Genomic DNA, 23,675 nt, shown 5'->3' on the forward strand with positions numbered 1-23,675 from the left:
CCTTTGCTTGCCAAGCCGTTGCTTTTTGCGTCACAAGGCCGCCCGAGCCGATGACCGCCCTTTCTGCCCCGACCGCGCCTGCGCTTACCGACGGCCACGGCCGCCGCATCAGCTATGTGCGCATTTCGGTGACCGACCGCTGCGATCTGCGCTGCCGTTACTGTATGGCCGAGGACATGACCTTTCTGCCGCGCAGCGAACTGCTGACGCTGGAGGAAATTGAAGTGATCGCGCGGCGACTGGTCGCGCGCGGGGTCACCAGATTGCGCCTGACCGGTGGCGAGCCGCTGGTCCGGCGCGGGATCGATGATTTGGCCGCGCGCTTGGGCGCGATGCTGGGGCACGGGCTTAACGAATTGACGCTGACCACCAACGCCATGCGGCTGGCGGAATATGCCCCTGCACTGGCGGCGGCGGGGGTGCGGCGGATCAACGTCAGCCTCGACACGCTGGATGCCGACGCGTTTCGGCACATTACCCGCGTGGGCGACCTGGCGCAGGCCTTGACAGGCATCGCGGCGGCGCAGGCGGCGGGGATCGCGGTCAAGATCAACATGGTCGCATTGCGGGGGTTGAACGAGGGCCAGTTGCTGCCGATGCTGCAATGGTGCGCCGACAATGGCTGCGACCTGACGCTGATCGAAACCATGCCGCTGGGCGAGATCGCGGACGACCGCAGCGACCATTATATCCCGCTGTACGCGTTCATCGCGCCGCTGCGTGAGCAGCACGCGATCATGCCCGTTGACCGCAAGACCGGCGGCCCGGCGCGCTATTTCAGCGTCGCGGGAATGCCGGTCACACTGGGCCTGATCACGCCTTTGTCCGACAATTTCTGCGCCAGTTGCAACCGCATGCGGCTGACCGCGCAGGGGCGCATCTATATGTGCCTGGGCCAGGACGATCATGTCGACCTGCGCGCCGCCCTGCGCGCGGAGGGGGCAGACGCGCTCGACCCGCTGCTGGATCGCGCGCTTGGCGCCAAGCCGCGCGCGCATGATTTTGTCATCAAGGCAGGGCAGCAGCCCGCTGTCGCGCGCCATATGAGCGTCACCGGGGGATAGACCAGAACCATGCAGCACCGCGTCGCGCTCGTCGCATCGCCGACCCCGGGGGCCGAGGCCGCCGCCGCCGAGCTGGCCCCCCTCTATCCCTTTGTCCCGTTGGGCGAGGCCGATATGGTCGTTGCGCTGGGCGGCGATGGCTTTCTGCTGCACATGCTGCATCAGATGCTCGACAGCCGCCGCATCGTGCCGGTGTTCGGGATGAACCGCGGCACGGTGGGCTTTTTGATGAACGAGTTTCGCCCCGAATTGCTGCTCGACCGGATTCGCGATGCGCGCACCTTCATCGTCAACCCGCTGTGCGGCAATATCACCACGGTCAGCGGCGAACGGCATGTCGTCCCCGCCATCAACGAAATATCGCTGCTGCGCGAGACGCGGCAGGCAGCGAAGCTGGAGGTCGTGGTCAACGGCCGGACGATGCTGGAGGAGCTGGCGTGTGACGGCGTGCTGGTGTCCACCCCGGCGGGATCGACGGCGTATAATCTGTCCGCGAACGGCCCGATCCTGCCGCTCGATTCGGCGATGCTGGCGCTGACCCCGATCAGCCCGTTCCGCCCCCGCCGTTGGCGCGGCGCGATTTTGCCCGAGGCGACGCGCGTACGCTTTAACGTGCGCGAGGCGAGCAAACGCCCGGTCAGCGCGGTCGCCGACCAGCGCGAAATCCGCGACGTTGCGACGGTGGATATCGCCATTGACCGCACCCGCCCCCTCACCCTGTTATTCGACCCGGACCAGGGGCTGGATGAACGCATTGCGATGGAGCAATTCATCGTTTGAATGGGGTTGCAAATTAACCGATGCTTCGGCATAGGCCCGCTCCTGTCCCGCCACGCGGGCGTGTTCCTCGGTAGCTCAGCGGTAGAGCAATCGACTGTTAATCGATCGGTCGTAGGTTCGAATCCTACCCGGGGAGCCATTTTCATCCCGTCTGGATATTGTGGGCTGCGCCATGGCGTGCGGGGCCGCGCGACTCGCGCATTTCTCACAAAGTAGAAGCCACCCCCCCATCCCCCTTTGCGGCCATCACCCCACAGTGCCGGCGATTAAGGATACAAAGGATACGGCCACCCATCCCCCTGGGTGTATCCTTTGTATCCTTTGCGGCCGGTAGAAAACCGGCCAATGCCAGCAACGGGGTTGGAAGTGCGATCATACGCAAGGTTAAGACATAACAGATGCGTGTAGGACAGCGAAAAATGGGCTTCAAACGGAAGCGCTATTTGAGGATTGTCGTACCTGTCACCGTAACTGATTTCTGCCGCGCCTTTTGCAAACTAGGAAATCTTTAGCTGCCGGAAGCAACTCCTCTTTGCGCGGCGCGCCGGGCGGGGCGAAGCGGCAGGCCGAAAAAGATCAGATTCACAAGAAGATGAAGGACGACGACCGGCTATGTCGGTATCTATTCTTGCTCGTGGCTCGGCAATTTTGACAACTTTGTTCGCGACCATTGCCATGGCCCAAGCGCCGGACATGCAGCTAGATGCGACAACCGCTGAAGTCGCCATTGAAATTGACGGCAAGGTGCTTGGCCGCTGGCAGGTCGATCCGAACAATTATCCGCAAGATATCGCCTTGCCCGTGCAGAAGAGCGAGCCGTCAACCATTTGCTTTATCAATCAGGATCGGCGGGCCTGCGCGGATTTTGTTCCCGAGCAGACCCGGCCGTTGCGGATCATGTTCAACGGTGCAGAGATCGCGACAGTGATCAAGGCGCAGCGCGACACGCCACCGGCAAAATTTGATGCTGCCTATCAGGCCGCGCATCGCGGGCGCACCGTGGTGGAAGTTCCGGAAGTCTATGAACTGGTCAACATTGCGATTGCTATTTCACCATATGGTCAAAACGACCGCGACATGGTCTATCACGACAGCCCTTATTATCAGGCTGTGCAAAGCCATTTCGCTGCTCATACCGGCCATCCGCTCATCCAGCGCGTTGACGCGATGCTGCGTCAGGACAGATCAGATTATTTCCCCTTCAAGATGAATGGATATGCCTTTGTCTTTGACGCGGAGGGCCGGATTGGGCGCAGTCCGGTCTATGACCGGACAGGTTTTGCCGGATCTCTGGATAACGCCGTGTTGCCCTTTCTCGATGAATTGCAAGACTTTGCCCGCGTAAGCGGATTTCGCGACTTCTATCGCCAGCACACCGAGTTGTATGCGCAGCAGATCCGCTTTTTTGACCAGGAGGCGCAGGTTGCCCGGATCAGCAGCTGGCTTGTCGAGCGGTTTCCATCGGTCACGCCATATGACGGGGTGAAAATCATCTTCTCGCCGCTTGTAGCCTACAACCAATCGCTCACGACGCTGGAAGCAGACGGCTATCGCGAGCTGCAGCCCCATGTGAACTATCCCTATCGCGCCAATCGCGGGCTGACATCCGAAGGGGCAGCTATCGAGCGATCCGCCATCCTGTTTACCGAAATGAACCACGGTTTCATCAATCCCACTGCCGAGCGCCATGCGGAAAGGATCGCCAGTGCGCTATCCGACCGGGCAGCTTGGGCGGACGACAGGAGCGCGGCGGGGAATTATCCGGGCCCCGAGGCGCTGTTCAACGAGTATATGAACTGGGCGCTGGTTAGCATCTATTATCGTGATCTGATGAGCCCGGAGGATTTTGCCATTGCGCATTCCGCCGTCGTCGACAACATGCAGAACGGGCGCGGCTTTCGCCGATTTGCGGCCTTTGATGCCGAGCTGCGTCGACTATACGCTGCGCGCGAGCCCGGCCAAACAATTGAAGCATTATACCCTGCGCTTTTGCGGTGGATCGAAGCCCAAAAGTAGACCGGGCGCGCATCTCGATACGGGCTGTTCCCCCCCCCTTGCCCCCCCGCCCCCAATCGCTATCTTCTTTGGCATCCACATGATCCCCACCACAATCCGAGAGATGCCATGTTTGCACCCCGCCGCTTGTCCGTTTTGCTTGCCAGCGTTGCCGCGTTGAATTTCACCCCTGCCCTCGCCGGAACCGATGCCGGCGCCGATGCCGCAGCGGCCGCCGAATTGCCGCGCGCGCCGCTCTATTACCCCGCGACCGAGACGGTGGATGTGACGGAGACGCAGTTCGGCGTGCCAGTGGCCGATCCCTATCGCTGGCTGGAGGATGATGTGCGGGTCAACCCCAAGGTGGCCGATTGGGTGGCGCGGCAGAATGCGGTGACCAATGACTATTTGGCAAAGCTGCCCGGGCGCGCGGCCTTTGCGGCGCGGATGACCGAGCTGTTTGATTATGAGCGCTTTGGCGTGCCGCGCAAAGCGGGGAACCGCTATTTCTACACTCGCAACGACGGGTTGCAGCCGCAATCGGTGCTGTATGTGCGCGACGGCCTGACAGGTGCGCCGCGCGCGCTGATCGATCCCAACACCTGGGCCAAGGACGGCGCGACCGCGCTGGGCGAATGGGAGCCGTCGCCCGATGGCAAGCATTTGCTTTATTCGGTGCAGGACGGCGGCACCGACTGGCGCATCGTGCGCGTGCTCGACGTGGCGAGCGGCAAGGATGTCAGCGACGAGATCCGCTGGGTCAAATTTTCGGGCCTCAGTTGGGCCAAGGATGGCAGCGGATTTTTCTATTCGCGCTTTCCCGCCCCCGCCGAAGGGGCGGCGTTCCAGTCCTTGAACGAAAATCACACGGTGCATTTCCACAAGCTGGGGACCAGCCAAGACGCCGATGTGCTGGTGCATGCAACGCCCGAGCGACCCAAGCTGAACCACAGCGCAGCCGTGACCGACGACGGCGCGTGGCTGCTCGTCACTTCGTCCGAAGGGACCGACGAGCGTTATGGCCTGACGCTCTATCCGCTGGGCAAATCGGGCGCGGGCCAGCCGATCAATGTCATCACCGATTATGCGCATAATTGGGAATATGTCGCCAACCAGGGCAGCGCCTTTACCTTCCTCACCAACCAGGGCGCACCGCGCCAGCGGCTGGTGCGGCTGGACGTGAAGCGGCGGATTGCCCCCATCGAGATTGTCGCCGAAAGCGAAGGCACTTTGGTCGGCGCATCGGCAGTGGGCGAACGCATTATCCTGTCCTACCTGGGCGATGCCAAATCGGACGCGCGGATGGTGACGCTGGACGGCAAGCCGGTGGCGACGATTTCATTGGGCGCAATCGGCACGGCCGCGGGCTTTGGCGGCAAACCCGGTGACCCCGAGACCTTTTATGCCTTTTCCAGCTTCGCGCGGCCGACAACGATTTATCGGCTCGACACGGCGACGGGGAAAAGCACGGTGTTCGCCGAACCCAAGCTGACCTTTGATCCCGCCGATTTCACCGTCGAGCAGCATTTTTACACGTCGAAAGACGGCACGCGCGTGCCGATGTTCGTCATCGCCAAAAAGGGCGTGATAGCAAAGGGCGGCGCGCCGACGCTGCTTTATGGCTATGGCGGGTTCAACATTTCGCTGACACCGGGATTTTCGCCGACGCGGCTCGCCTGGGTTGATAAGGGCGGGGTGCTGGCCATGGCCAACCTGCGCGGCGGAGGCGAATATGGCAAGGAGTGGCACGACGCTGGCCGCCTGTCGAACAAGCAGAATGTGTTCGACGATTTCATCGCCGCGGGTGAATATCTGATCGCCAAGGGGATCACCAAAAAGGACGGGCTGGCCATCGAGGGGCGATCGAACGGCGGCTTGCTGGTCGGTGCGGTGGTGAACCAGCGGCCTGACCTGTTTGCCGCGGCGCTGCCCGGCGTAGGCGTGATGGACATGTTGCGCTTTGATCGCTTCACGGCGGGGCGCTATTGGGTCGATGACTATGGCTATCCCAGCAAGGAGGCCGATTTCAAAAATCTGCTGTCCTATTCGCCCTATCACAATATCGGCGGGGCCACGCCTTACCCGGCGATCCTGGTGACGACCGCCGATACCGACGACCGCGTCGTGCCGGGGCATAGCTTTAAATATGCCGCCGCATTGCAGGCCGCGAAGATTGGCGACAAGCCGCACCTGATCCGCATCGAAACGCGCGCCGGGCATGGATCGGGCAAGCCGACCGACAAGGTTATTGCCGAGTTCGCCGACATGTATGCCTTCATCGCCGAACATACCGGATTGGCGGTGAAGTGAGCCTGACCTTTGCCCCCGTCGCCACCGACACCGCCACGCGTTGGGCCGAACTGGCCGAGGCGGCCGAGGCAGTGACGGCGGGCGAGCCCGATGCTGTCGCCAATATGGCCAATGTGGCAGCGCTGGTGTGGCAATTTATTCCCGATCTGAACTGGGCGGGATTTTACCGCTTTGACGGGACCGAACTGGTGTTGGGGCCATTTCAGGGCCTGTCGGCGTGCATTCGCATTGCGCTCGACAAGGGCGTGTGCGGCGCGGCGGCGCGGACGCGGACCAGCCAGCGGGTCGATGATGTCCAAGCCTTTCCTGGCCATATCGCCTGCGACGCCGCGAGCCGCAGCGAGCTGGTGGTACCGGTGGTGGTGGGTAACCGGTTGATTGGCGTGCTCGACCTCGACAGTCCTCTCCCTGCGCGCTTCGCTGCCGAAGATCAGGCGGGGGCCGAAGCCCTGGTGGCGCGCATCGCGCCCGCGCTCGCAGGGTGAGCTGCGCCAAAACGGGACGCCGCGAACAGGGTTAACGGAATCGCCCGTACCGGCGCGCTTTGCTAAACTCCCCATTAACCAAGGGGTGTGGGCCCCGGCTTCAGGGTGGGGAAACATAATGCGGACTTTGCTGCTGTTGAGCGTTGCGGCCAGTGCGGTGATCTGGGCCGACACATCCGACGCCGCGCAGGACAAGGCCGCCGAAGCGGCCGCGGCGGCGCGTGAAGCGGTTGATGCCGCCAGCGGCCAGCCCGCACATGGCGTGACCTATAACACCGAAACCCGCATCGAAACCCAGACCATCACCCCGCCGCCAGTAGTTCGCACCGAACGCCGCATCATTTCGACCGCAGCGCCGATCGAGGCGGAATATCGCACCACCGGCCATGGCGATGCGCGTGGGCAGTGGCTGTGCACGCAGGACGGGGCCGACGCGCGCGAATATCGTTGCCGCTTTGATGGCGACCAGCTGGGCGCGCAGCCGGCGCATAGCGGCTGGCAGGAGATGGCCTGGTCCGACGCCGAATGGGCCGAGGAAGAGGCGCTGCGCCGCGATCTGGAACAGGCCTGCCGCCCCGACAATGGCGTTGGCGGGTCGATTTTGGGCGGGTTGCTGGGCGGCATTGCCGGCAACCGCATCGCCGGGCGCGGCAATCGCACCGCGGGCACGCTGATCGGCGGTGCACTGGGCGCGATCGCCGGCGGGGTGATCGATCAGGCCGAGGACAAGGGCAAATGCCGTGATGCGGTGCGCCGCGTCGAGGAGCGCCAGCGCGGCTGGCACGGCGGCGGAGGTTATTGGCAGCATGGCCATGCCAGCTATGGCCAAGGTTATGGCCAAGTCTATGGCTGGTATTCGCCGGGCATCATCGTGACCACGGTGACCAGCGCACCGGTGACGACCGAAACCGTGACGACCGAAACCTTTTACGAAAGCGTGCCGGTGCGCAAACGCCACTATCCCAAGAAGCGCCACTACAAGCCCAAGCCCAAGCCGCGCTGCGTGTGCTGAACCCATTCAGCCGCGCGACAGACTCGTCGCAGTAAAGCATCCCCCGACGCGCGGTATCGGACCGCGCCCTTTGGGTGGGGACCCTGACATGAACCGCTTTGCCGTCAATCTGGTCGGTGCCGCCGTACTGGCATCATCGGTGCTGGTTGCGATTGCGCCCGCCGAGGCGCGCCACCGTCGCCATTGGCATCGTGACCGGGTGGATGCCGGTGACGTTATCGCGGGCATTGTCCTGATCGGTGCAATCGCCGCCATCGCGGATTCGGCAAGCAAATCGCGTGACCGCGAACGCGACCGGCGCGATGAAGATTATCGCTATGAACCGCGCGATGGGGAGTATCGCAGCGCCCCCGACCAGACCGACCGCCAATGGGTGCCGGGCAGCAACAACGCCGAGACCCGCGCCGTCGAAGCATGCAGCTGGGCCGCCGAGGGCGAGCTGGGCGATGACGCGCGCGTTGGCGCTATCGACGCGGTGACGCAGGACGGGGGCAGCTGGCGGGTCAGCGGCACCGTCGCCGCGCCCGAAATGATGCCGCGCGATTTTGCCTGCACCTATCGCGGCGGCCGCGTGGTGGATGTGACGTTCAACTAGGCGGCACGGCCACACGCATAGGCCTGTGTGCCGCGTGTTATGACTTGATCGCCATCCACAATATCGGCGATGGCAATGTCGTCGAGGTTGGCGAGCCGATTGTAAAGCGGTGCGAAATCGGTTTCGACCGTCACGCGCAGCAGTTCGTCCAAGCTGTCGATCACGAAATAATTCTGTTGATAATCGTCGATGCGATAGCGCGTACGCATCACCCGTTCGAGGTCAAAGCCGATGCGGTTGGGGCTGGGGTCGTCGAGCGCGAAGATGCTTTCGCCATAGCTTGACACAATCCCCGCGCCATAAATGCGCAGGCCCGCTGCTTCGCGGATCAGGCCGAATTCCACCGTATACCAGTAAAGCCGCGCCAATTTGTCGAGTGAGCCGAAGTTCAGGCTGCGTAGCCCCCCCTGGCCATAGGCGACCATATAATCGGCGAACACCGGATCGGCGAGCATCGGCACATGGCCAAAGACGTCATGAAAAACATCCGGTTCCTGCAAATAATCCAGCTGTTCAGGTGTGCGGATGAAATTGCCTGCCGGAAAGCGGCGGTTGGCGAGATGGTCGAAAAACACATCGTCGGGGACCAGCCCCGGCACCGCGACCACCTGCCACCCCGTCGCCGCCATGAGCCGTGCATTGAGTTCGCGGTAATCAGGGATGCCCGGCTTTTCCAAGCGAAGCACGTCGATACCGCGAAGAAAGGCGTCGGCAGCGCGGCCGGGCAGCATCGCCGTCTGGCGCGCGAACAGCCGGTCCCACATCGCATGTTCAGCGGCGCTGAACGCCTCCCAATTTTGCGGGATGGTCCAGTCGGCGGCAGCACCCGGCGGAGGTGCGTCAAAGACATGAAGGGCGGGGTCGGCCATCCCCAAGTCATAGCATCAACCGGTTGCAGATGAAACCGGCGCTGCCCCCAGCCAGCGCGCGAGACGTGGCAGACGCGGTAACAGCAGCCGGTCCACCAACAGCAGCAGGATCAACGATACCGCGAGCATCGGCAGCAGTGCCGCGAGCAGCAGGATGATCATGGCAACAGCCTTGAGCCGCGCGGGTTCGCGCGGCAGCGGCGGAGCGCCCAGCCCGTCCGCAGGCTTGCGCCGCCGCCACAGCACAAAACCGCTGACCGCGAGCACCATCAGCATGAGCGCGGTTAGCACGCCGATCGCCTGCGTCACCCAGCCAAACAGCGCGCCTTCGTGCCAGGCAATGCCGATGTTGATGACCTGGTCGATGGGGTGTTTGTCGGCAAAGCCGCTGCGCGCCACCTCAATCCCCGTGGCGGGGTCATAGCTGATACGACGGATCAGCGGACGATTTTGCGCATGGCTGGTCAGTGTCCAGTGATTTCCGTTTGGCGGCCCATGCGCGGCGGGCGCACCCGGTGGCATGACGATGACGGGGTGTGGCAAGGCTTCGTTCCGCGCGCGCAGCACGATGTCGGCAAGCGTGACAGGCGAAGGCGGCAGCGGCGCGGTCGCCGTCTGCATCGCACCATGATCATGGTGCGTGTGCAAATCGATGCCGCCCTTCCAATTCTGTGGCCCCGAAACCCAACCCATTTCGGCGCGCAGTGCACGAAAGCCAGTCGCCCAGGCGTCGGTCCAAGGTAGCGCGGTCAGCAGCAGGACCAGCGCCAGCCCCGAAGCCCAAAAGCCCGTTACCGCGTGCGCATCGCGCCATGCCGCGCGCGCACCAAGGTGCAGGCGTGGCCACAGCACGCCTGTCGCGCCGCGCCCGCGTGGCCACCACAGATAGAGACCCGTGAGGATCATGACGATGGCCCAGCTGGCAGCCAGTTCGACCAGCAAGCCGCCGGCGGTACCGATCAGCAGACTGCCGTGCAGCCGCGCCAACCACGCCGACCAGCGCGCATCGGGATCGACAATGGCGAGTACCCGGCCTTGCGGCGACACAGCAACGTCGCGCATGGCCCCGGCGGGCAAGCCAACATGGACGAGCCCAGCATCACCCGCCGCCTGCGGCACGCGATAATGATGCAGTGCAGCGCCGGGTAGCGCGGCAAGGGCGGCGGCGACCTGGGCATCGGCATCGACAGCACCGGCCGTGGGCAAATCGCGCCAGCCGCGTTCCTCCCACGCATCAATCTGCGGTTTGAACAGATAGATGGCGCCGGTCAGCGACAGCATCAAGATGAAGGGGATAACGAACAGCCCAGCATAAAAATGCCAGCGCCAGATGGTGCGATAGAGCATCGCGCCGCCGCCCGCAGCGCGGCGGCTTTCGGAAAGAGACATTGCAGATCCTTGACCAGAGGAAGAGCGCCGACGGATTCGGGCGCATGACTTGGTTCAAGCCAAGGTCGGCGGTCCGGTGCTGGGAGGAAGCGGCGAAGCGATGCCGGGGGAAAAGCCCAGTATCGGGAGGGATTCCGGCGAGATTCTTATTGGCGGAAGGCTGGCTGAAAGCGTGATCTGATCTGGCGGCGGTGTGCCCACCGCCAGCGCGCCCCACGGGCATTGCTGGTCGCCGGCAGCATGGTCGGCAGACCGCTCGAACGGAATTTCAATGCTTTGCCCGGCGCTGTTTACATCCGAACAGATGCGCACGGTCAGCGTCCCGCCCTCGGCGCGCTCGACCATCCAGCCGGGCGCGACGGCGATGCGCGCCAGCAGCACCAGAAGCACGGGCAGCCACAGCCAGGTCAGACGGCGGAAGGCGGTGAGAAGCAGCACGCAAATCGCGTTAGTCTGTTCCAACCAACCGGGCAATGCGTTGCTGCAAATAGGCCGCTTCGGCCGGCGCGGGACCCAGCGCCATCGCCCGACGCAATGCCGACAACGCATCGTCCGCGCGCCCCATGTCCGCCAGCAAATGACCGCGCGCGCTGTGCCAGCCGCGATGATGGGCGACGCTGGTGGGGTCGATGGCGTCGAGCGCCGCCAGCCCTGCCGCCGCGCCCTCCAGCTGGGCCAGCGCGACCGCGCGCGCGGTCGCCACCGCCGGGCCGGGGCGGATGGCAGCCAGCACATCATAGAGCGCGACGATGTCGGCCCAGTCGGTGCGGCCTTCAGCCTTCCGCCGCGCATGGGTGAGGTGAATGGCAGCGTTGATCTGACGCGGGCCGCTGTGGCCCAGCGCGGCGGCGCGCTGCATCAGGCGGTGCGCGTGGGCGATGGCGGGATCGTCCCACAGGCGCACATTCTGCTGCGATAAAGGCACCATCACGCCGTCCGCATCGACGCGTGCGGCGCGGCGCGATTCGGCGAGCTCGACGAGCGCCGCCAGGCCCAGCACCTCGGGATCATCGGGCAGCAAATCGGCCAGAAGCCCGGCGAGCCGCCGCACTTCGGGTGCAAGGTCCGCATCCAGCGCGCCCGCGCCGTCGGCATAGGCGACGGCATAGCCCAGCTCGAGCGTTGCCAGCACCGCCTCGATCCGTTCGGGCCAATGGCGGCGCTCGGGCACCGCGAACCCGATGCCCGCGTCACGAATCTTGGCCTTGGCACGCGTGAGGCGCTGGTAGAGCGTCGCGGTGGGGACCAGAAAGGCCGCGGCGAGCCGCTCCATCGCCACGCCGCAAATCGTCCGCAGCGCCAGCGCAATCCGCACATCGGGGGCAATGGCCGGGTGCGCGCAGGCGAAGATCAACCGCAACCGTTCGTCGGGGAAGGGATCGGGAAAGGCGATGATGTCGCCCATGTCATCCTCCGTCAGCGCCTCGCGCGCCAGCAGGGCTGCGCGGCGCGCATCGCCGCGCACCGCGTCGACGATGCGGCGCTTGGCGGTGACGTACAGCCAGCCCGGTACATTGGCGGGTTGTTTTTCGGGTGGCAGCGCCAGCAACGCGGCGACCGCATCGGCAAAGCTATCTTCGGCCAGATCCAGATCGCGGCAATGCCCGGCCAACGCGGCGATGACGCGCGGCCGGGCATCCTCGACTACTCCCGCCAGCGTCACCCCATCGGCCATATCGGGCGGATTTCGATGGCACCTTTGCCCGGGACCGGGATCATCCGCGCCCATTCGATCGCGGCGTCGAGATCGGGAACATCGACGATGTAAAAGCCGCCCAGTTCCTCGTGCGTTTCGGCGAAAGGACCGTCGGTCAGCTCGGACGCGCCATGGTTCCAGCGCAGCGTGGTGGCGGTATCCGCCCCCTTCAGCCGCTCGCCCGAGAAGGGCACACCGGCGGCGACGAGTGCATGCGCCAAGGCGGTGTGCTTGGCGAGCGTGTCGGCCATCACCGCGTCGCCATTGGGGCCGGTATAGGCGCTTTCGTCTTCGTGGATCATCAGCATATATTGCATGGGTCTGCCTCCTTCAGCGGCCGTGCGGCATTGCGCGACCATGCATCAGAGACGCGCGGCGCGCGACGGATTCGACGGGATGATGAAATTTTCTCAAAGCTCGGCCAGCACCGTGGCCAGCCCGGGCGGTTGCGGCTCGGCACGCAGCCGGGCGAGCGCGGCACGCGCGTCGAGGACGAAGTTGTCGACGCTGCCCTGCATCCCCACCACCTCGGCCCCCAGATCCAGCAGCAGCGTCGCCGCTGCGCGGTTTTCGCCGAGCACCTGCATTTCGAGGCAGCACAAATTTTCTTCAGCGCAATCGGCCAGCACCGCCGCCACCAGCATGCGCGCGATACCCAACCCCTGATAGTCATCGAGCACCGCCACCGCGAGCTCGCCGGTGCCCGGTTTGTCGTCGAGCCGGATGGCGTGTGCGGCGGCGATTGGCGGATAATCCTGCCCATCGAGCAGGATCGCGCCCCAACCGATATGGTCATGCCCGTCGACCGCGCTCAGCCGTTTGACGATGCTGTCGGGCGGCGAGCGAAAGGCGGAAAAGAAGCGCAGATAGCGCGAACGTTCCGACATCGCCTCAATCCCGTCGCGGATGCGCTCTTCATCGCTGGGGCGGATCGTGCGCAGGCACACCCAGCGCCCGTCCTTGAGCGGCGCGTCGATTTCGCAGGGCAGGCGGCGGGGAGAGGATGCCATTCAGGGGAGTGTACCCTACCCCGCCCTTGGCGTCATCCCGGACTTGATCCGGGACGACGATAGCGAGCGGCCTAACCCGCCGCCGCCACGATCGCGGCCCACTCTGCCTCGTCGATCACGCGGATGCCGAGCGCGGCAGCTTGTTTGAGCTTGCTCCCCGCGCCGGGGCCAGCAACGACCAGATCGGTTTTGGCGCTGACCGAACCAGCGGCCTTGGCGCCGAGGGCTTCGGCCTGTGCCTTGGCTTCGTCGCGGCTCATGGTTTCGAGTTTGCCGGTGAAGACAACGGTTTGGCCCGACACTTGGGAAGCGCGCGTTTCGACGACGAAGGGCGGCGGGCTGACTTCGCCGAGCAAATCCTCCCACGTCGCGACATTGTGCGGTTCGTGGAAGAAATCGCCCAGCGCCTCGACGACCGCCGGCCCAATGCCGTCAATCGCGGTGAGTTCGGCGAGCGCATCGGCCTCGCCGCCATGCGCGCGCTGGGCCACATCGCGCAGCGCGGGCAGCGTCGCAAAGGCCTTGAGCAAATCGCGCGCCGTCACCGCGCCGACATGGCGGATGCCGAGGCCGAACAGCAGCCGTGCGGCGTCGGGACTGCGTTTGGCTTCGATGGATGCGAGCAGATTATCGACCGATTTGGCTTGCCAGCCGTCGCGCGTCAGCAATTCTTCGCGGTGCGCGCGCAAGCGGAATATGTCGGCAGGGCTTTGCAGCCAACCCGCCTCGATAAATTCAGCAACGCTTTTCTCTCCCAGCCCCTCGATGTCGAGCGCACCGCGGCTGACGAAATGGCGCAGGCGTTCGAAGCGTTGCGCAGGACAGGTCAGCCCGGCGGTGCAGCGCACATCGACTTCGCCCTCCTCGGCCACCGCCTCGCTGGCACAGACAGGGCAGTGATCGGGGAAGACATAGGCGGCGCGCGCTTCATCACGGGTCAGATTTTCAACGATCTGCGGGATGACATCGCCCGCGCGCTGGACCACCACGCGGTCGCCGGGTCGGACGCCAAGGCGCGCGATTTCGTCGCGGTTGTGGAGCGTAACGTTCGACACCACCACACCGCCGACAGTGACGGGGGTAAGGCGGCCAACCGGCGTGAGCTTGCCGGTGCGCCCGACCTGGATGTCGATGGCCTCCAGCGTCGTCTGTGCGCGTTCGGCGGGGAATTTGTGCGCGATGGCCCAGCGCGGCGCCTTCGCCACAAAGCCCAGCCGCGCCTGCCAGTCGAGCCGGTCGACTTTGTAGACGACGCCGTCGATGTCGTAGGGCAGGTCGGCGCGCGCGGCCTCGATGGCGCGGTAGTGAGCGAGCGCGGCGTCGGTGGTGGTGCAGCGCGTCAAGCGCGGCGAGACGGGAACACCCCAGCCGGCGATGGCGGCCATGACTTCGCTTTGGCTTGTCCCCGGTAACTCGCTGACCTCGCCCCAGCCGTGCGCCAAAAAGCGTAACGGGCGCGCGGCGGTGATGCTGGCATCCTTCTGGCGCAGCGAGCCCGCAGCAGCATTGCGCGGGTTGGCGAAGATTTTTCCGCCCGCCTTCTGCTGCGCATCATTGAGCGCAGCAAAATCGGCTTTGCTCATGTAAATTTCGCCGCGAATTTCGAAGACCGACGGAACATCTTGCCCCGGCGAAGGCCGGGGTCCAGTGACTTGGAAGGCCGAGCCTTGCCGCTCTGGACACCGGCTTTCGCCGGGGAGCAGTTGGTGGGGAATGTCGGATATCGTCCGCACATTCGCGGTCACATCTTCCCCCACACTCCCGTCGCCGCGCGTCGCCGCCTGCACCAGTACGCCCTGTTCGTAGCGCAGCGAGCAGGACAGCCCGTCAATCTTGTCCTCAGCCGTCAGCGCAACGGGGGCATCCTCGGGCAGATTAAGGAACCGCCGCACCCGCGCGACAAACTCCGCGACCTCGGCATCGTCAAACGCGTTGTCGAGGGACATCATCCGCTGTGCATGGGTGACTTTGGCGAGCGGCGATGCTTCTACCGCCGCGCCGACTTGCACATTGGGACTGTCGGCGCGGATCAGGTGCGGGAAGGCCGCTTCGAGTTCATTGTTACGACGCACCAGCGCGTCATATTCGGCGTCCGAAATTTCGGGCGCGTCCTCGGCATGATAGCGCCGGTTGTGATGCGCAATCGCCTTGGCGAGGCGCATCAATTCGTTGGCGGCTTCGGCTTCCGTGATGCTCACACCACCTCCAACAACCGCACCGCTTGCGCCCTTGCCTCGTCGGTTACCTCAGCACCAGACAGCATTCGCGCGATTTCCTCGCGGCGCTCTTCAGCTGCTAGCAACCGTACGCCCGTCCGCGTGACCAGCCCGTCGCTGGCCTTGGCGATCTGGTAGTGTACCGCGCCCTTGGCGGCGACTTGTGGCGAGTGGGTGACCGCCAGCAACTGCTTGCCCTGCGCCAACCGCGCCAGCCGTTCGCCGATCGCCGCCGCCACCGCGCCGCCGACGCCGCGGTCGATTTCGTCGAAGATGATCGTATCGGCCCCGCCTTCCTCCGCCAGCGCGACTTTGAGCGCGAGGATGAAGCGCGACAATTCGCCGCCGCTGGCGATCTTGATCAGCGGGGCAAAGGGTGCGCCGGGGTTGGTGGCGATCAGAAACTCCACCCGATCCATGCCCTCTGGCCCCCAGCGTTCGGCGGGCAGGCGTTCGACCAAAGTCTGGAAACGCGCAGCGTCGAGTTTGAGCGACTTGAGCTCGCCCGCCACCGCCGCGTCGAGCCGCGCCGCCGCCATGCGCCGCGCGTCGCTGAGTTCGCCTGCGGCGTGGGTGTAGGCCGCCGCCAAGGCCGCGACTTCAGCCTCCTGCGCCGCCAGCCCCCCTGCCCCGCCGTCGATGGCCGCCAGCCGCGCGGCGAGTTCGCCGGTCAGGTCAGCCAGCGCGTCGGGCTGACACCCATGTTTGCGGGCCAGCGCCCGCAGCTCGAACAGCCGCGTCTCCGCCGTCTCGAGCCGCGCGGGGTCAAATTCCAGCGCGCGCGCAGCTTCGTTCAACCGGTCTTCGGCCTCGCCCGCTTCGATCAGCGCGCGGTCGAGCGCCGCGAGCGCTTCGGCGAGCAGCGGATGGCCGCCAGCAAGCCGGTCGAGCCGCCGCGCGGCGGCGCGCAGCTGCGCCGGGCCGCTGTCGCTGCCTTCGAATGCGGCGAGCACCGCTTGCAGATCATCGGCAATCTTCTCGCCCTGCTGCATCGCCGCGCGTTCGGCGGCGAGGGCCGCTTCTTCTCCCGGCTGCGGCGCAAGTGCCGTTAATTCGGCGACGCAATGCGCGAGCCAGTCGCGGTCACGTTCGGCCTCGGCCAGCGCGGCGCGGGTCGCTGCAAGCCGTGCTTCGGCGGCTTTCCACGCCCCATGCGCCGCCGCCACCGCACTCGTGTCCGTGCGTGCAAAGGCGTCGAGTAAGGCCCGGTGCCCGGCAGGCGCGATCAGGCCGCGGTCGTCGTGCTGGCCGTGGATTTCCACAAGGCTCGCGCCAATTTCGCGCAGCAGCGCCGCCGAACAGGGCTGGTCATTGACGAAGGCGCGGCTGCCGCCATCGGCACGCACGCTGCGGCGGATGATCAGCGGCTCGCCCGCGCCGATGTCGAGGTCATTGGCGGCAAGCAGCGCCGCCAGCGCGCTGCCCTGCGCCGGTGCCGTGAAGCTGGCGGTCACCTGCCCCCGTTCGCACCCCTGGCGCACCAGCCCCGAATCGGCGCGCGCGCCGAGCGCCAGCCCCAAGGCATCGAGCAGGATCGATTTGCCCGCCCCCGTCTCGCCCGTCAGCACGCCGAGTCCGTCCCCGAAATCCAGGTCGAGCGCGTCGATAAGGACGATGTTCGATATGGCGAGCGCAGTCAGCATCGCCGCCGACTTAGCGCAGAACGAAAGCGGAATCTATCGGCTGGTTGGGCCCACAATCCTCTCGTCATCCCGGACTTGATCCGGGATGGGGATGACAAGGAGTCTGCCCAGCAATCCTACGCCGACGGCGCGTGCTTTTGCATCAGCGCAAAGGCGCGCTCATACCATTTGCTTCCCGGATAGTTGGCCCCCAGTACCGCGGCCGATTTCTTGGCCTCGCTGGGAATGCCGAGCGCGAGATAGCATTCGGTCAGCCGGTACAGCGCCTCGGGCGTGTGGCTGGTGGTCTGGAACTTGTCGACCACCTCGCGAAAGCGGATCGAGGCGGCAAGCCACGACGAGGCGCGCTGGTAATAGCGGCCGATTTCCATTTCCTTGCCCGCCAGATGGTCGTTGACCAGATCAAGCTTCAACCGCGCGTCAGCGGCATAGCGCGTGTCGGGATAGCGGCGGATAACCTCACCCAGCGAGGCGCGCGCCTGCTCCGTAATTTTCTGGTCGCGGGTAACGTCGCTGATCTGCTCATAGTAGGAGAGGCCAATCAGATAATAGGCGTAGGGCGCGTCCTTGTTGCCCGGGTGAATCGATAGGAAACGCTGCGCCGATTCGATCGACGGCGTATATTCGCGGTCCATATAATAGCTGAACGCGCTCATCAGCTGCGCCCGGCGCGCCCAGGGCGAATAGGGATGCTGGCGTTCAACTTCGTCGAACAAGGCCGCCGCCACGGCATAATTGCCGCGGTCCAAACGGTCCTGCGCCGCACGGTAGAGCGTGCTGACGTCGCGCGCGACATAGCGCCGGTCGGCAGGGCCGGACGTGCTGCTGCCGCCAGCACAAGCCGAAAGCAGTGGTACGGCGAGTGCTGTCACAAGGAGCAAGCGGGCGAATGGGGAAGTTTTGATCATCACGGCGGGGATATAGCCATGGCGCGCCTGAACGCAAAATAAATGCGGCCCTGACTCAGGGTGTTTTTACGATGCAGCCCGGTTTGGGCTTGGCGGGATCAACTGCGGCAGGCGCGGCAACACGTTTGGCGCGCAGGATTTTGACGGGTGCCGCCAAAATCTGGCCCTTCATCGCCCCTTCGCCTGCGGTTTCGGAAACGGGCGCGGCGGCAATGGCCTGCGCCACCGCCCAACCATCGACGATTTCGGCGAACACGGCGAATCCGGCATTGTCGCCAGCAGCCGCCGGGTCAGCGTCAAACCCATAGATGGGGCCAAGCACCAGGAAAAAGTCGCTTTGCGCCGTCCCGGGGGCCAGCCGCGCCAGCGACACGGCGCCGGGGCAGTGCATCAACCCCGTTGCCGTCGTGGGCTCGTGCGCCACGGGCGGGTAAAGCAGCCGCGCATCGGTGCGCACCCCGCCCTGAATCAACGTACTGTTCGCCCCCCAATTGCGGGTGGTGCGGTAAATGCTCTGCCCATCATAACGTTTGTTATCGACATATTTCAGGAAATTGGCAGCCGTCTTGGGGGCGCGCTGCGCCTCGATCCGCAAGACGATGGTGCCAGCTGAAGTTTCAAGCGCGACGTGGGGCAAGGGTGCGGCGGCAACGGGCGGCGGGGAAGCCGGTGGCGGCGCAACTTGGGCGTGGGCCGGAATGACCGTCATACCGACGGCGGACAGAATCAGGCGGAGCAGGGTGCGTTGGCGCATGGCGACAGCCTAGCGCCGTGCGCCGCGCGATGCGAGCCTGTGATTGACGCCAAGCATCGCTCGCGCGAAAATGCGACCATGACAATACTCGAACATAAGCGCGCACTGGTGACCGGCGGGGCGCGCGGGATTGGTGCCGCCATCGCGCGATGCTTTGCGCGCGAAGGCGCGGCCGTCATCATCGCCGATATCGACAGCGCCGCCGGGGTGGCGCTGGCGGCAGAAATCGGGGCCGAGTTCGCCGCGCTGGATGTCGCCGACGAAGCGGGCTGGGCCAACTTCGCCCTGTCGCACCCTGCCATCGACATTGTCGTCAACAATGCCGGGATTTCGGGGTTCGAGGACAGCCCCGGCCCGCATGATCCCGAACATGCCAGCCTGGCCGAATGGCACAAGGTCCACCGCGTCAATCTGGACGGCACATTCCTTGGCTGCCGTTATGCCATTGGCGCAATGCGCGCGGCGGGCGGCGCGGGGAGCATCATCAATATCGGTTCACGCTCGGGGGTGGTCGGCATTCCCGGCGCGGCGGCCTATGCCAGCAGCAAGGCGGGCATCCGCAATCATACGAAGTCCGTCGCGCTATGGTGCGCGCAAGCGGGGCTGAAAATCCGCTGCAACGTTATCCAGCCCGCCGCGATCCTGACCCCGATGTGGGAGGCTCTGGTCGGCGACGGCCCCGACCGCGAGGAACGCATGGCCGCGATGGTGGCGGACACACCGCTCAAACGCTTTGGTACGGTCGAGGAAGTGGCGGCGCTGGCGCTCTATCTGGCGAGCGATGCCAGCGCCTATATGACCGGCGCCGAGCTGACGCTCGACGGCGGGCTGCTGGCGGGCAGCGCGGTTTCGCCTGGGGATTGATCTGCCAACCTGCCGAGCCATGCCACCGTTCGGTCCAGCGCCTGCCGCCCGGCGGCGGTCCGCCGGATAGAACAGGCTGTGCATTTGTATGCCGGCAGCACGCAACTTGTGGCCCATTGGTAGCGACTGCGGCGGCAGCGGACCGGTGCAAATCAGGGATAGGAGATATTTTCGTCCCCCTTTCCATCGCGGCGGGCAGCACTGGCATGTCGCCGCCGTTGCTCCTGGAGCGACTATCGCAACAAAAAGGGCCCCGCACGTGCGTGCGGAGCCCTTTGCTTGCGTAAATTTTTGAGGTCTCAGTCGGCTTTCAGGAAGCCGGGCAGATGACCTTCGTCGACCGGACCATCGTCGCTGCGTTCGCGGCGCGGAGCGCGCTCAGCGCGGTCACCGCCACCGTCGCGGCGCGGGCCGCGATCACGGTCACGACCGCCGCCACCACGCGGGCCACGATCGCCGCGGTCACCGCCGTCACGGCGCGGACCACGATCACCGCGCGGACGATCACCACCTTCACGCGGCTCGCGCGGCGGGCGGGTATCTTCCAGCTCTTCGCCGGTTTCCTGATCAACGACGCGCATCGACAGGCGCACCTTGCCGCGCTGGTCAATCTCCAGCACCTTGACCTTGACGTCCTGACCTTCGCTCAGGACGTCGCTGACCTTCTCGGTGCGTTCGTTGCGGATTTCGGAGACGTGGACGAGCCCGTCCTTGCCGCCCATGAAATTCACGAACGCACCGAAATCGACGAGGTTGACGACCTTACCATTGTAGATTTTGCCGACCTCGGCTTCCTCGACAATGCCGAGGATCCACTGCTTGGCGGCTTCGATCTGCGACAGGTCCGACGACGAGATTTTGATGATGCCTTCATCGTCGATGTCGACCTTGGCACCGGTGGTCGCAACAATCTCGCGGATCACCTTGCCGCCGGTACCGATAACATCGCGGATCTTCGACTTGTCGATGTTGATCGTCTCGATGCGCGGGGCGTGCGCCGACAGCTCGCTGCGCGTTTCATTGAGCGCTTTCGCCATTTCGCCCAAGATGTGCGCGCGGCCTTCCTTGGCCTGGTTCAACGCCGCTTCAAAGATCTCGCGGGTGATGCCGGCAATCTTGATGTCCATCTGCATCGTGGTGATGCCTTCGGACGTGCCCGCCACCTTGAAATCCATGTCGCCGAGGTGATCCTCGTCACCCAAAATGTCGGACAGGATCGCGAAATCCTTGCCTTCCAAAATCAGGCCCATGGCGATGCCCGACACCGGACGCGATATCGGTACACCCGCATCCATCATAGCGAGGCTGCCACCACACACCGACGCCATCGACGACGACCCGTTGCTCTCGGTAATGTCGCTCGTCAGGCGGATGGTATAGGGGAAATCCTCTTTCTTCGGCAGCACGGCGTGCAGCGCGCGCCAGGCGAGCTTGCCATGGCCAACATCGCGGCGCGACGGCGCGCCAAAGCGGCCAACTTCACCGACCGAATAGGGCGGGAAATTATAGTGCAGCATGAAATGTTCGTACTTCAGGCCAGTGAGGCCATCGATCATCTGTTCGGCTTCCTTGGTGCCGAGCGTGCAAGTCGCGATGGTCTGCGTTTCGCCGCGCGTGAACAGCGCCGAACCGTGCGCACGGGGCAGGAAGTGGGTTTCGGCGACGATCGGACGGATTTGCGTCGTGGTGCGACCATCGATGCGCTTGCCGGTCTTGATGATGTCGCCGCGGACGATTTCGGCTTCCAGCTTCTTGGTCAGCTTGATGCCGGCCATCACCGTTTGCGGATCAGCGCCATCGTCGGCGAGCATCGCCTTGGCCTTGTCGCGCGCGGCATTCAGCGCGTTGGAACGCGCCGATTTGTCGGTCAGCTTATAGGCGGCGGCAATGTCCTTGCCGATCAGCTTCTTAAGCTTGTCCTTCAGCGCGCCATTGTCGGTGCCGGCGTCGACGTCCCAAGGATCCTTGGCAGCCTGTTCGGCCAGCTTCACAATCGCCTTCACGACTTCGCGGCAGGCATCGTGCGCGAACATGACCGCGCCGAGCATAATTTCTTCCGACAGCTCCTTGGCTTCAGATTCGACCATCATCACCGCGTCGTGCGTTGCGGCGACGACCAGATCGAGCTGGCCTTCGGCGACCTGTTCGTCGGTGGGGTTAAGGATATATTCGCCGTCAACATAACCGACGCGCGCCGCGCCGATCGGGCCCATGAAGGGTACGCCCGAAATGGTCAGCGCCGCCGAGGCTGCCACCATGGCGAGAATATCGGGTTCGTTCGACCCGTCATAGCTCAGCACCTGAGCGATGGCATTGATCTCGTTATAGAAGCCTTCGGGGAACAGCGGGCGGATCGGACGGTCGATCAGACGGCTGACCAACGTTTCCTTTTCGGTCGCGCCGCGTTCGCGCTTGAAAAAGCCGCCCGGGATGCGCCCGGCAGCCGAATATTTTTCTTGATAATGGACGGTCAGCGGGAAGAAATCCTGTCCATCCTTGACCGATTTGGCGGCGGTGACAGCGCACAGCACCACGGTTTCGCCTAGCGTCGCGATCACCGCGCCGTCGGCCTGACGGGCAACCTTGCCCGTTTCGAGGGTCAGCGTCTCACCGCCCCACTCGATCGATACAGTCTTTACATCAAACATGTGTTTTCCTTTGCCCGCCGGGCCCTATGCCGGGCGGGGCCTCTCTTGTTCCAGGCAGACCGGCCCGGTGCGGTGCGGGGCTCTTCAATCGCCCCGTGGCGGACCCGCCGGATGCGGGGTCGCCCCAAGCAAAAAGCGGCCCGCAACGGGGCCGCCTTCGCGAGATTACTTACGAAGCCCGAGCTTCGCAATCAAATCGGTATAGCGCGCTTCGTCCTTCTTTTTCAGATAGTCGAGCAGCGAGCGCCGCTTGTTGACCATCATCAGCAGGCCGCGGCGGCTGTGGTTATCCTTGTGGTGACCCTTGAAATGGTCGGTCAGCGTGTTGATGCGGTCGGTCAGAATGGCGACCTGCACTTCGGGCGAACCCGTATCGCCCTTTTCGCGGGCATATTCAGCAATGACTTCGGCTTTGCGCTCGGCGGTAATCGACATTTATACTTTCCTTCGAACATCTTACAAATTGAAACCACGCGCGACCGTCAGCGTACCCGCTGAAAGGCTTACCAGCGCCAGCGGCACGAAATCGCCCGCATGCGCCCAATATAGCCCGTCGTCCGTGGCAACCCCGGTCAGAACGCGCCCCTGTCGGACCGCCCCTGCCGCTTCCGGGGAAAGGATCAGAGCCGGGATGTCGACCAGCCCTGCCTCCAGCGGCAGAAATACATCTGAATGTGCGGCCCCTTGGCCGAAAGCGTTCAATTTGTCCAGCGAAATCGCCTGATCGAGCATGAAAGGCCCGGCACGGGTGCGGCGCAGCATGGCGACATGGCCAACGGTGCCGAGCGCACGGGCAATGTCGCGGGCAAGGGAGCGGATATAGGTGCCCTTGCTGACGTGGGCGGTGAGGGCGATGTTATTGAGCCCCTCCCGGTTGGGGTGGGGTATGTCGGTAGCCACAGGGTCAGAAGGAATGACCCCACCCCCGGCCCCTTCCCTGAAGGGGCCGGGGGAGAGCGAATACACCATTACCTGTCGCGCCTTTATCGCGATATCCTCGCCCGCCCGCGCCCGATCATAGGCGCGCTTGCCGTCAATCTTGATGGCAGAATAAGCGGGAGGCACCTGTTCAATCAGTCCGGTAAAGCGCGGCAGCACGCCTTCGACGTCTGCCAACGTCGGTCGCACGTCGCTGGTCGCGATCACCGCCCCTTCGGCATCGAGTCCATCAGTCTCGGCCCCGAAGGCGATGGTAAAGTCATAGACCTTGCTGGCATCAAGCATGCGCCCGGTCAGCTTGGTCGCCTCGCCAACTGCAATCGGCAGCACCCCGGTTGCCAGCGGGTCGAGCGTGCCCCCATGCCCGACCTTGACCTTGCCCAGCCCCGCCTCGCGGCAGACGCGCTTCACCGCCGCGACGGCCTGCGTCGAGCCCAGGCCCAGCGGTTTGTCCAGGATGATCCAGCCGTTCACGTGCCTGCCGTGCGGGGCAGGCGA

At 64.6% G+C, this 23,675-nt stretch carries 21 protein-coding genes and 1 tRNA gene; 9 read left to right on the top strand and 13 right to left on the bottom strand.

The genetic code is table 11. From position 1 onward, the window contains the following. Window positions 1-50: 50 nt before the first annotated feature. The 8 genes from moaA to AC2TC0_RS13095 all read left to right on the top strand — a co-directional run bounded on the left by moaA (window position 51) and on the right by AC2TC0_RS13095 (window position 8,241). On the top strand, window positions 51-1,064 hold the full coding sequence (gene moaA, locus AC2TC0_RS13060; protein ID WP_484717954.1) for a GTP 3',8-cyclase MoaA: 1,014 nt from the start codon (window positions 51-53) through the stop codon (window positions 1,062-1,064). Between the two features lie 9 nt (window positions 1,065-1,073). Continuing rightward, window positions 1,074-1,844 carry an NAD kinase gene (locus tag AC2TC0_RS13065; RefSeq protein ID WP_484717955.1) on the top strand — a complete coding sequence of 257 codons (771 nt, stop codon included), beginning with the start codon at window positions 1,074-1,076 and terminating at the stop codon, window positions 1,842-1,844. 64 nt (window positions 1,845-1,908) lie between these two features. Then, a tRNA-Asn gene (locus AC2TC0_RS13070) sits at window positions 1,909-1,983 on the top strand. Between the two features lie 605 nt (window positions 1,984-2,588). Further along, window positions 2,589-3,860: a DUF4932 domain-containing protein gene (locus tag AC2TC0_RS13075; RefSeq protein WP_484717956.1), complete on the top strand. Its 1,272-nt coding sequence runs from the start codon at window positions 2,589-2,591 to the stop codon at window positions 3,858-3,860. Window positions 3,861-3,968: 108 nt separating this feature from the next. Continuing rightward, window positions 3,969-6,149, top strand: coding sequence for a prolyl oligopeptidase family serine peptidase (locus AC2TC0_RS13080; protein ID WP_484717957.1), 2,181 nt, complete (start codon window positions 3,969-3,971; stop codon window positions 6,147-6,149). Further along, window positions 6,146-6,634 carry a GAF domain-containing protein gene (locus AC2TC0_RS13085; RefSeq protein ID WP_484717958.1) on the top strand — a complete coding sequence of 163 codons (489 nt, stop codon included), beginning with the start codon at window positions 6,146-6,148 and terminating at the stop codon, window positions 6,632-6,634. The genes AC2TC0_RS13080 and AC2TC0_RS13085 overlap by 4 nt, the downstream gene beginning before the upstream one ends. Before the next feature lie 118 nt (window positions 6,635-6,752). Then, a complete protein-coding gene (locus AC2TC0_RS13090; RefSeq protein WP_484717959.1) occupies window positions 6,753-7,646 on the top strand; it encodes a glycine zipper 2TM domain-containing protein in 894 nt (297 codons plus the stop codon). Between the two features lie 88 nt (window positions 7,647-7,734). Then, window positions 7,735-8,241 carry a hypothetical protein gene (locus tag AC2TC0_RS13095; protein ID WP_484717960.1) on the top strand — a complete coding sequence of 169 codons (507 nt, stop codon included), beginning with the start codon at window positions 7,735-7,737 and terminating at the stop codon, window positions 8,239-8,241. Here AC2TC0_RS13095 and phhA read toward each other — a convergent pair. The 10 genes from phhA to AC2TC0_RS13145 all read right to left on the bottom strand — a co-directional run bounded on the left by phhA (window position 8,238) and on the right by AC2TC0_RS13145 (window position 18,726). Further along, a complete protein-coding gene (gene phhA, locus AC2TC0_RS13100) occupies window positions 8,238-9,110 on the bottom strand; it encodes a phenylalanine 4-monooxygenase (RefSeq protein ID WP_484717961.1) in 873 nt (290 codons plus the stop codon). The genes AC2TC0_RS13095 and phhA overlap by 4 nt on opposite strands. A 15-nt stretch (window positions 9,111-9,125) precedes the next feature. Continuing rightward, window positions 9,126-10,499, bottom strand: coding sequence for a PepSY-associated TM helix domain-containing protein (locus AC2TC0_RS13105; RefSeq protein ID WP_484717962.1), 1,374 nt, complete (start codon window positions 10,497-10,499; stop codon window positions 9,126-9,128). 54 nt (window positions 10,500-10,553) lie between these two features. Next, a complete protein-coding gene (locus AC2TC0_RS13110) occupies window positions 10,554-10,937 on the bottom strand; it encodes a DUF2946 family protein (protein WP_484717963.1) in 384 nt (127 codons plus the stop codon). 10 nt (window positions 10,938-10,947) lie between these two features. Further along, a complete protein-coding gene (locus AC2TC0_RS13115) occupies window positions 10,948-12,174 on the bottom strand; it encodes an RNA polymerase sigma factor (RefSeq protein WP_484717964.1) in 1,227 nt (408 codons plus the stop codon). Then, a complete protein-coding gene (locus AC2TC0_RS13120; protein WP_484717965.1) occupies window positions 12,159-12,512 on the bottom strand; it encodes a YciI family protein in 354 nt (117 codons plus the stop codon). The genes AC2TC0_RS13115 and AC2TC0_RS13120 overlap by 16 nt, the downstream gene beginning before the upstream one ends. A gap of 93 nt (window positions 12,513-12,605) precedes the next feature. Next, window positions 12,606-13,205: a GNAT family N-acetyltransferase gene (locus AC2TC0_RS13125; RefSeq protein WP_484717966.1), complete on the bottom strand. Its 600-nt coding sequence runs from the start codon at window positions 13,203-13,205 to the stop codon at window positions 12,606-12,608. 71 nt (window positions 13,206-13,276) lie between these two features. Beyond that, entirely contained in the window at window positions 13,277-15,367 is a 2,091-nt protein-coding gene (gene ligA / locus AC2TC0_RS13130) for an NAD-dependent DNA ligase LigA (RefSeq protein WP_484718135.1), read from the bottom strand. 32 nt (window positions 15,368-15,399) lie between these two features. After that, window positions 15,400-17,064 (bottom strand): DNA repair protein RecN, encoded by a 1,665-nt coding sequence (gene recN, locus AC2TC0_RS13135; RefSeq protein WP_484717967.1) that lies wholly within the window; start codon window positions 17,062-17,064, stop codon window positions 15,400-15,402. Between the two features lie 116 nt (window positions 17,065-17,180). Beyond that, a complete protein-coding gene (locus AC2TC0_RS13140; RefSeq protein ID WP_484717968.1) occupies window positions 17,181-17,972 on the bottom strand; it encodes an outer membrane protein assembly factor BamD in 792 nt (263 codons plus the stop codon). A gap of 55 nt (window positions 17,973-18,027) precedes the next feature. Continuing rightward, on the bottom strand, window positions 18,028-18,726 hold the full coding sequence (locus AC2TC0_RS13145) for a peptidylprolyl isomerase (protein ID WP_484717969.1): 699 nt from the start codon (window positions 18,724-18,726) through the stop codon (window positions 18,028-18,030). Window positions 18,727-18,804: 78 nt separating this feature from the next. On the opposite strand from AC2TC0_RS13145, the gene AC2TC0_RS13150 reads away from it, so the two are divergent. Then, window positions 18,805-19,590, top strand: a complete 786-nt coding sequence (locus AC2TC0_RS13150; RefSeq protein WP_484717970.1) for an SDR family NAD(P)-dependent oxidoreductase — start codon at window positions 18,805-18,807, stop codon at window positions 19,588-19,590. Window positions 19,591-19,889: 299 nt separating this feature from the next. Here AC2TC0_RS13150 and pnp read toward each other — a convergent pair whose 3' ends face one another. The 3 genes from pnp to truB form a co-directional block, all read right to left on the bottom strand. After that, window positions 19,890-22,238: a polyribonucleotide nucleotidyltransferase gene (gene pnp, locus AC2TC0_RS13155; RefSeq protein WP_484717971.1), complete on the bottom strand. Its 2,349-nt coding sequence runs from the start codon at window positions 22,236-22,238 to the stop codon at window positions 19,890-19,892. 165 nt (window positions 22,239-22,403) lie between these two features. After that, a complete protein-coding gene (gene rpsO, locus AC2TC0_RS13160) occupies window positions 22,404-22,673 on the bottom strand; it encodes a 30S ribosomal protein S15 (protein WP_484717972.1) in 270 nt (89 codons plus the stop codon). A gap of 21 nt (window positions 22,674-22,694) precedes the next feature. After that, window positions 22,695-23,651, bottom strand: a complete 957-nt coding sequence (gene truB, locus AC2TC0_RS13165) for a tRNA pseudouridine(55) synthase TruB (protein ID WP_484717973.1) — start codon at window positions 23,649-23,651, stop codon at window positions 22,695-22,697. Between the last annotated feature and the right edge of the window lie 24 nt (window positions 23,652-23,675).

The organism is Sphingopyxis sp. sgz302558, from assembly GCF_057220455.1.

What these genes read in the sequence shown, in the direction of transcription:
- moaA (WP_484717954.1), top strand. Translation starts at nt 51, where the DNA reads ATGACCGCCCTTTCTGCCCCGACCGCGCCTGCGCTTACCGACGGCCAC.
- AC2TC0_RS13065 (WP_484717955.1), top strand. Translation starts at nt 1,074, where the DNA reads ATGCAGCACCGCGTCGCGCTCGTCGCATCGCCGACCCCGGGGGCCGAG.
- AC2TC0_RS13080 (WP_484717957.1), top strand. Translation starts at nt 3,969, where the DNA reads ATGTTTGCACCCCGCCGCTTGTCCGTTTTGCTTGCCAGCGTTGCCGCG.
- AC2TC0_RS13090 (WP_484717959.1), top strand. Translation starts at nt 6,753, where the DNA reads ATGCGGACTTTGCTGCTGTTGAGCGTTGCGGCCAGTGCGGTGATCTGG.
- AC2TC0_RS13095 (WP_484717960.1), top strand. Translation starts at nt 7,735, where the DNA reads ATGAACCGCTTTGCCGTCAATCTGGTCGGTGCCGCCGTACTGGCATCA.
- phhA (WP_484717961.1), bottom strand. Translation starts at nt 9,110, where the DNA reads ATGGCCGACCCCGCCCTTCATGTCTTTGACGCACCTCCGCCGGGTGCT.
- AC2TC0_RS13105 (WP_484717962.1), bottom strand. Translation starts at nt 10,499, where the DNA reads ATGTCTCTTTCCGAAAGCCGCCGCGCTGCGGGCGGCGGCGCGATGCTC.
- AC2TC0_RS13115 (WP_484717964.1), bottom strand. Translation starts at nt 12,174, where the DNA reads ATGGCCGATGGGGTGACGCTGGCGGGAGTAGTCGAGGATGCCCGGCCG.
- AC2TC0_RS13120 (WP_484717965.1), bottom strand. Translation starts at nt 12,512, where the DNA reads ATGCAATATATGCTGATGATCCACGAAGACGAAAGCGCCTATACCGGC.
- AC2TC0_RS13125 (WP_484717966.1), bottom strand. Translation starts at nt 13,205, where the DNA reads ATGGCATCCTCTCCCCGCCGCCTGCCCTGCGAAATCGACGCGCCGCTC.
- ligA (WP_484718135.1), bottom strand. Translation starts at nt 15,367, where the DNA reads ATGCGCCTCGCCAAGGCGATTGCGCATCACAACCGGCGCTATCATGCC.
- recN (WP_484717967.1), bottom strand. Translation starts at nt 17,064, where the DNA reads ATGCTGACTGCGCTCGCCATATCGAACATCGTCCTTATCGACGCGCTC.
- AC2TC0_RS13140 (WP_484717968.1), bottom strand. Translation starts at nt 17,972, where the DNA reads ATGATCAAAACTTCCCCATTCGCCCGCTTGCTCCTTGTGACAGCACTC.
- AC2TC0_RS13145 (WP_484717969.1), bottom strand. Translation starts at nt 18,726, where the DNA reads ATGCGCCAACGCACCCTGCTCCGCCTGATTCTGTCCGCCGTCGGTATG.
- AC2TC0_RS13150 (WP_484717970.1), top strand. Translation starts at nt 18,805, where the DNA reads ATGACAATACTCGAACATAAGCGCGCACTGGTGACCGGCGGGGCGCGC.
- pnp (WP_484717971.1), bottom strand. Translation starts at nt 22,238, where the DNA reads ATGTTTGATGTAAAGACTGTATCGATCGAGTGGGGCGGTGAGACGCTG.
- rpsO (WP_484717972.1), bottom strand. Translation starts at nt 22,673, where the DNA reads ATGTCGATTACCGCCGAGCGCAAAGCCGAAGTCATTGCTGAATATGCC.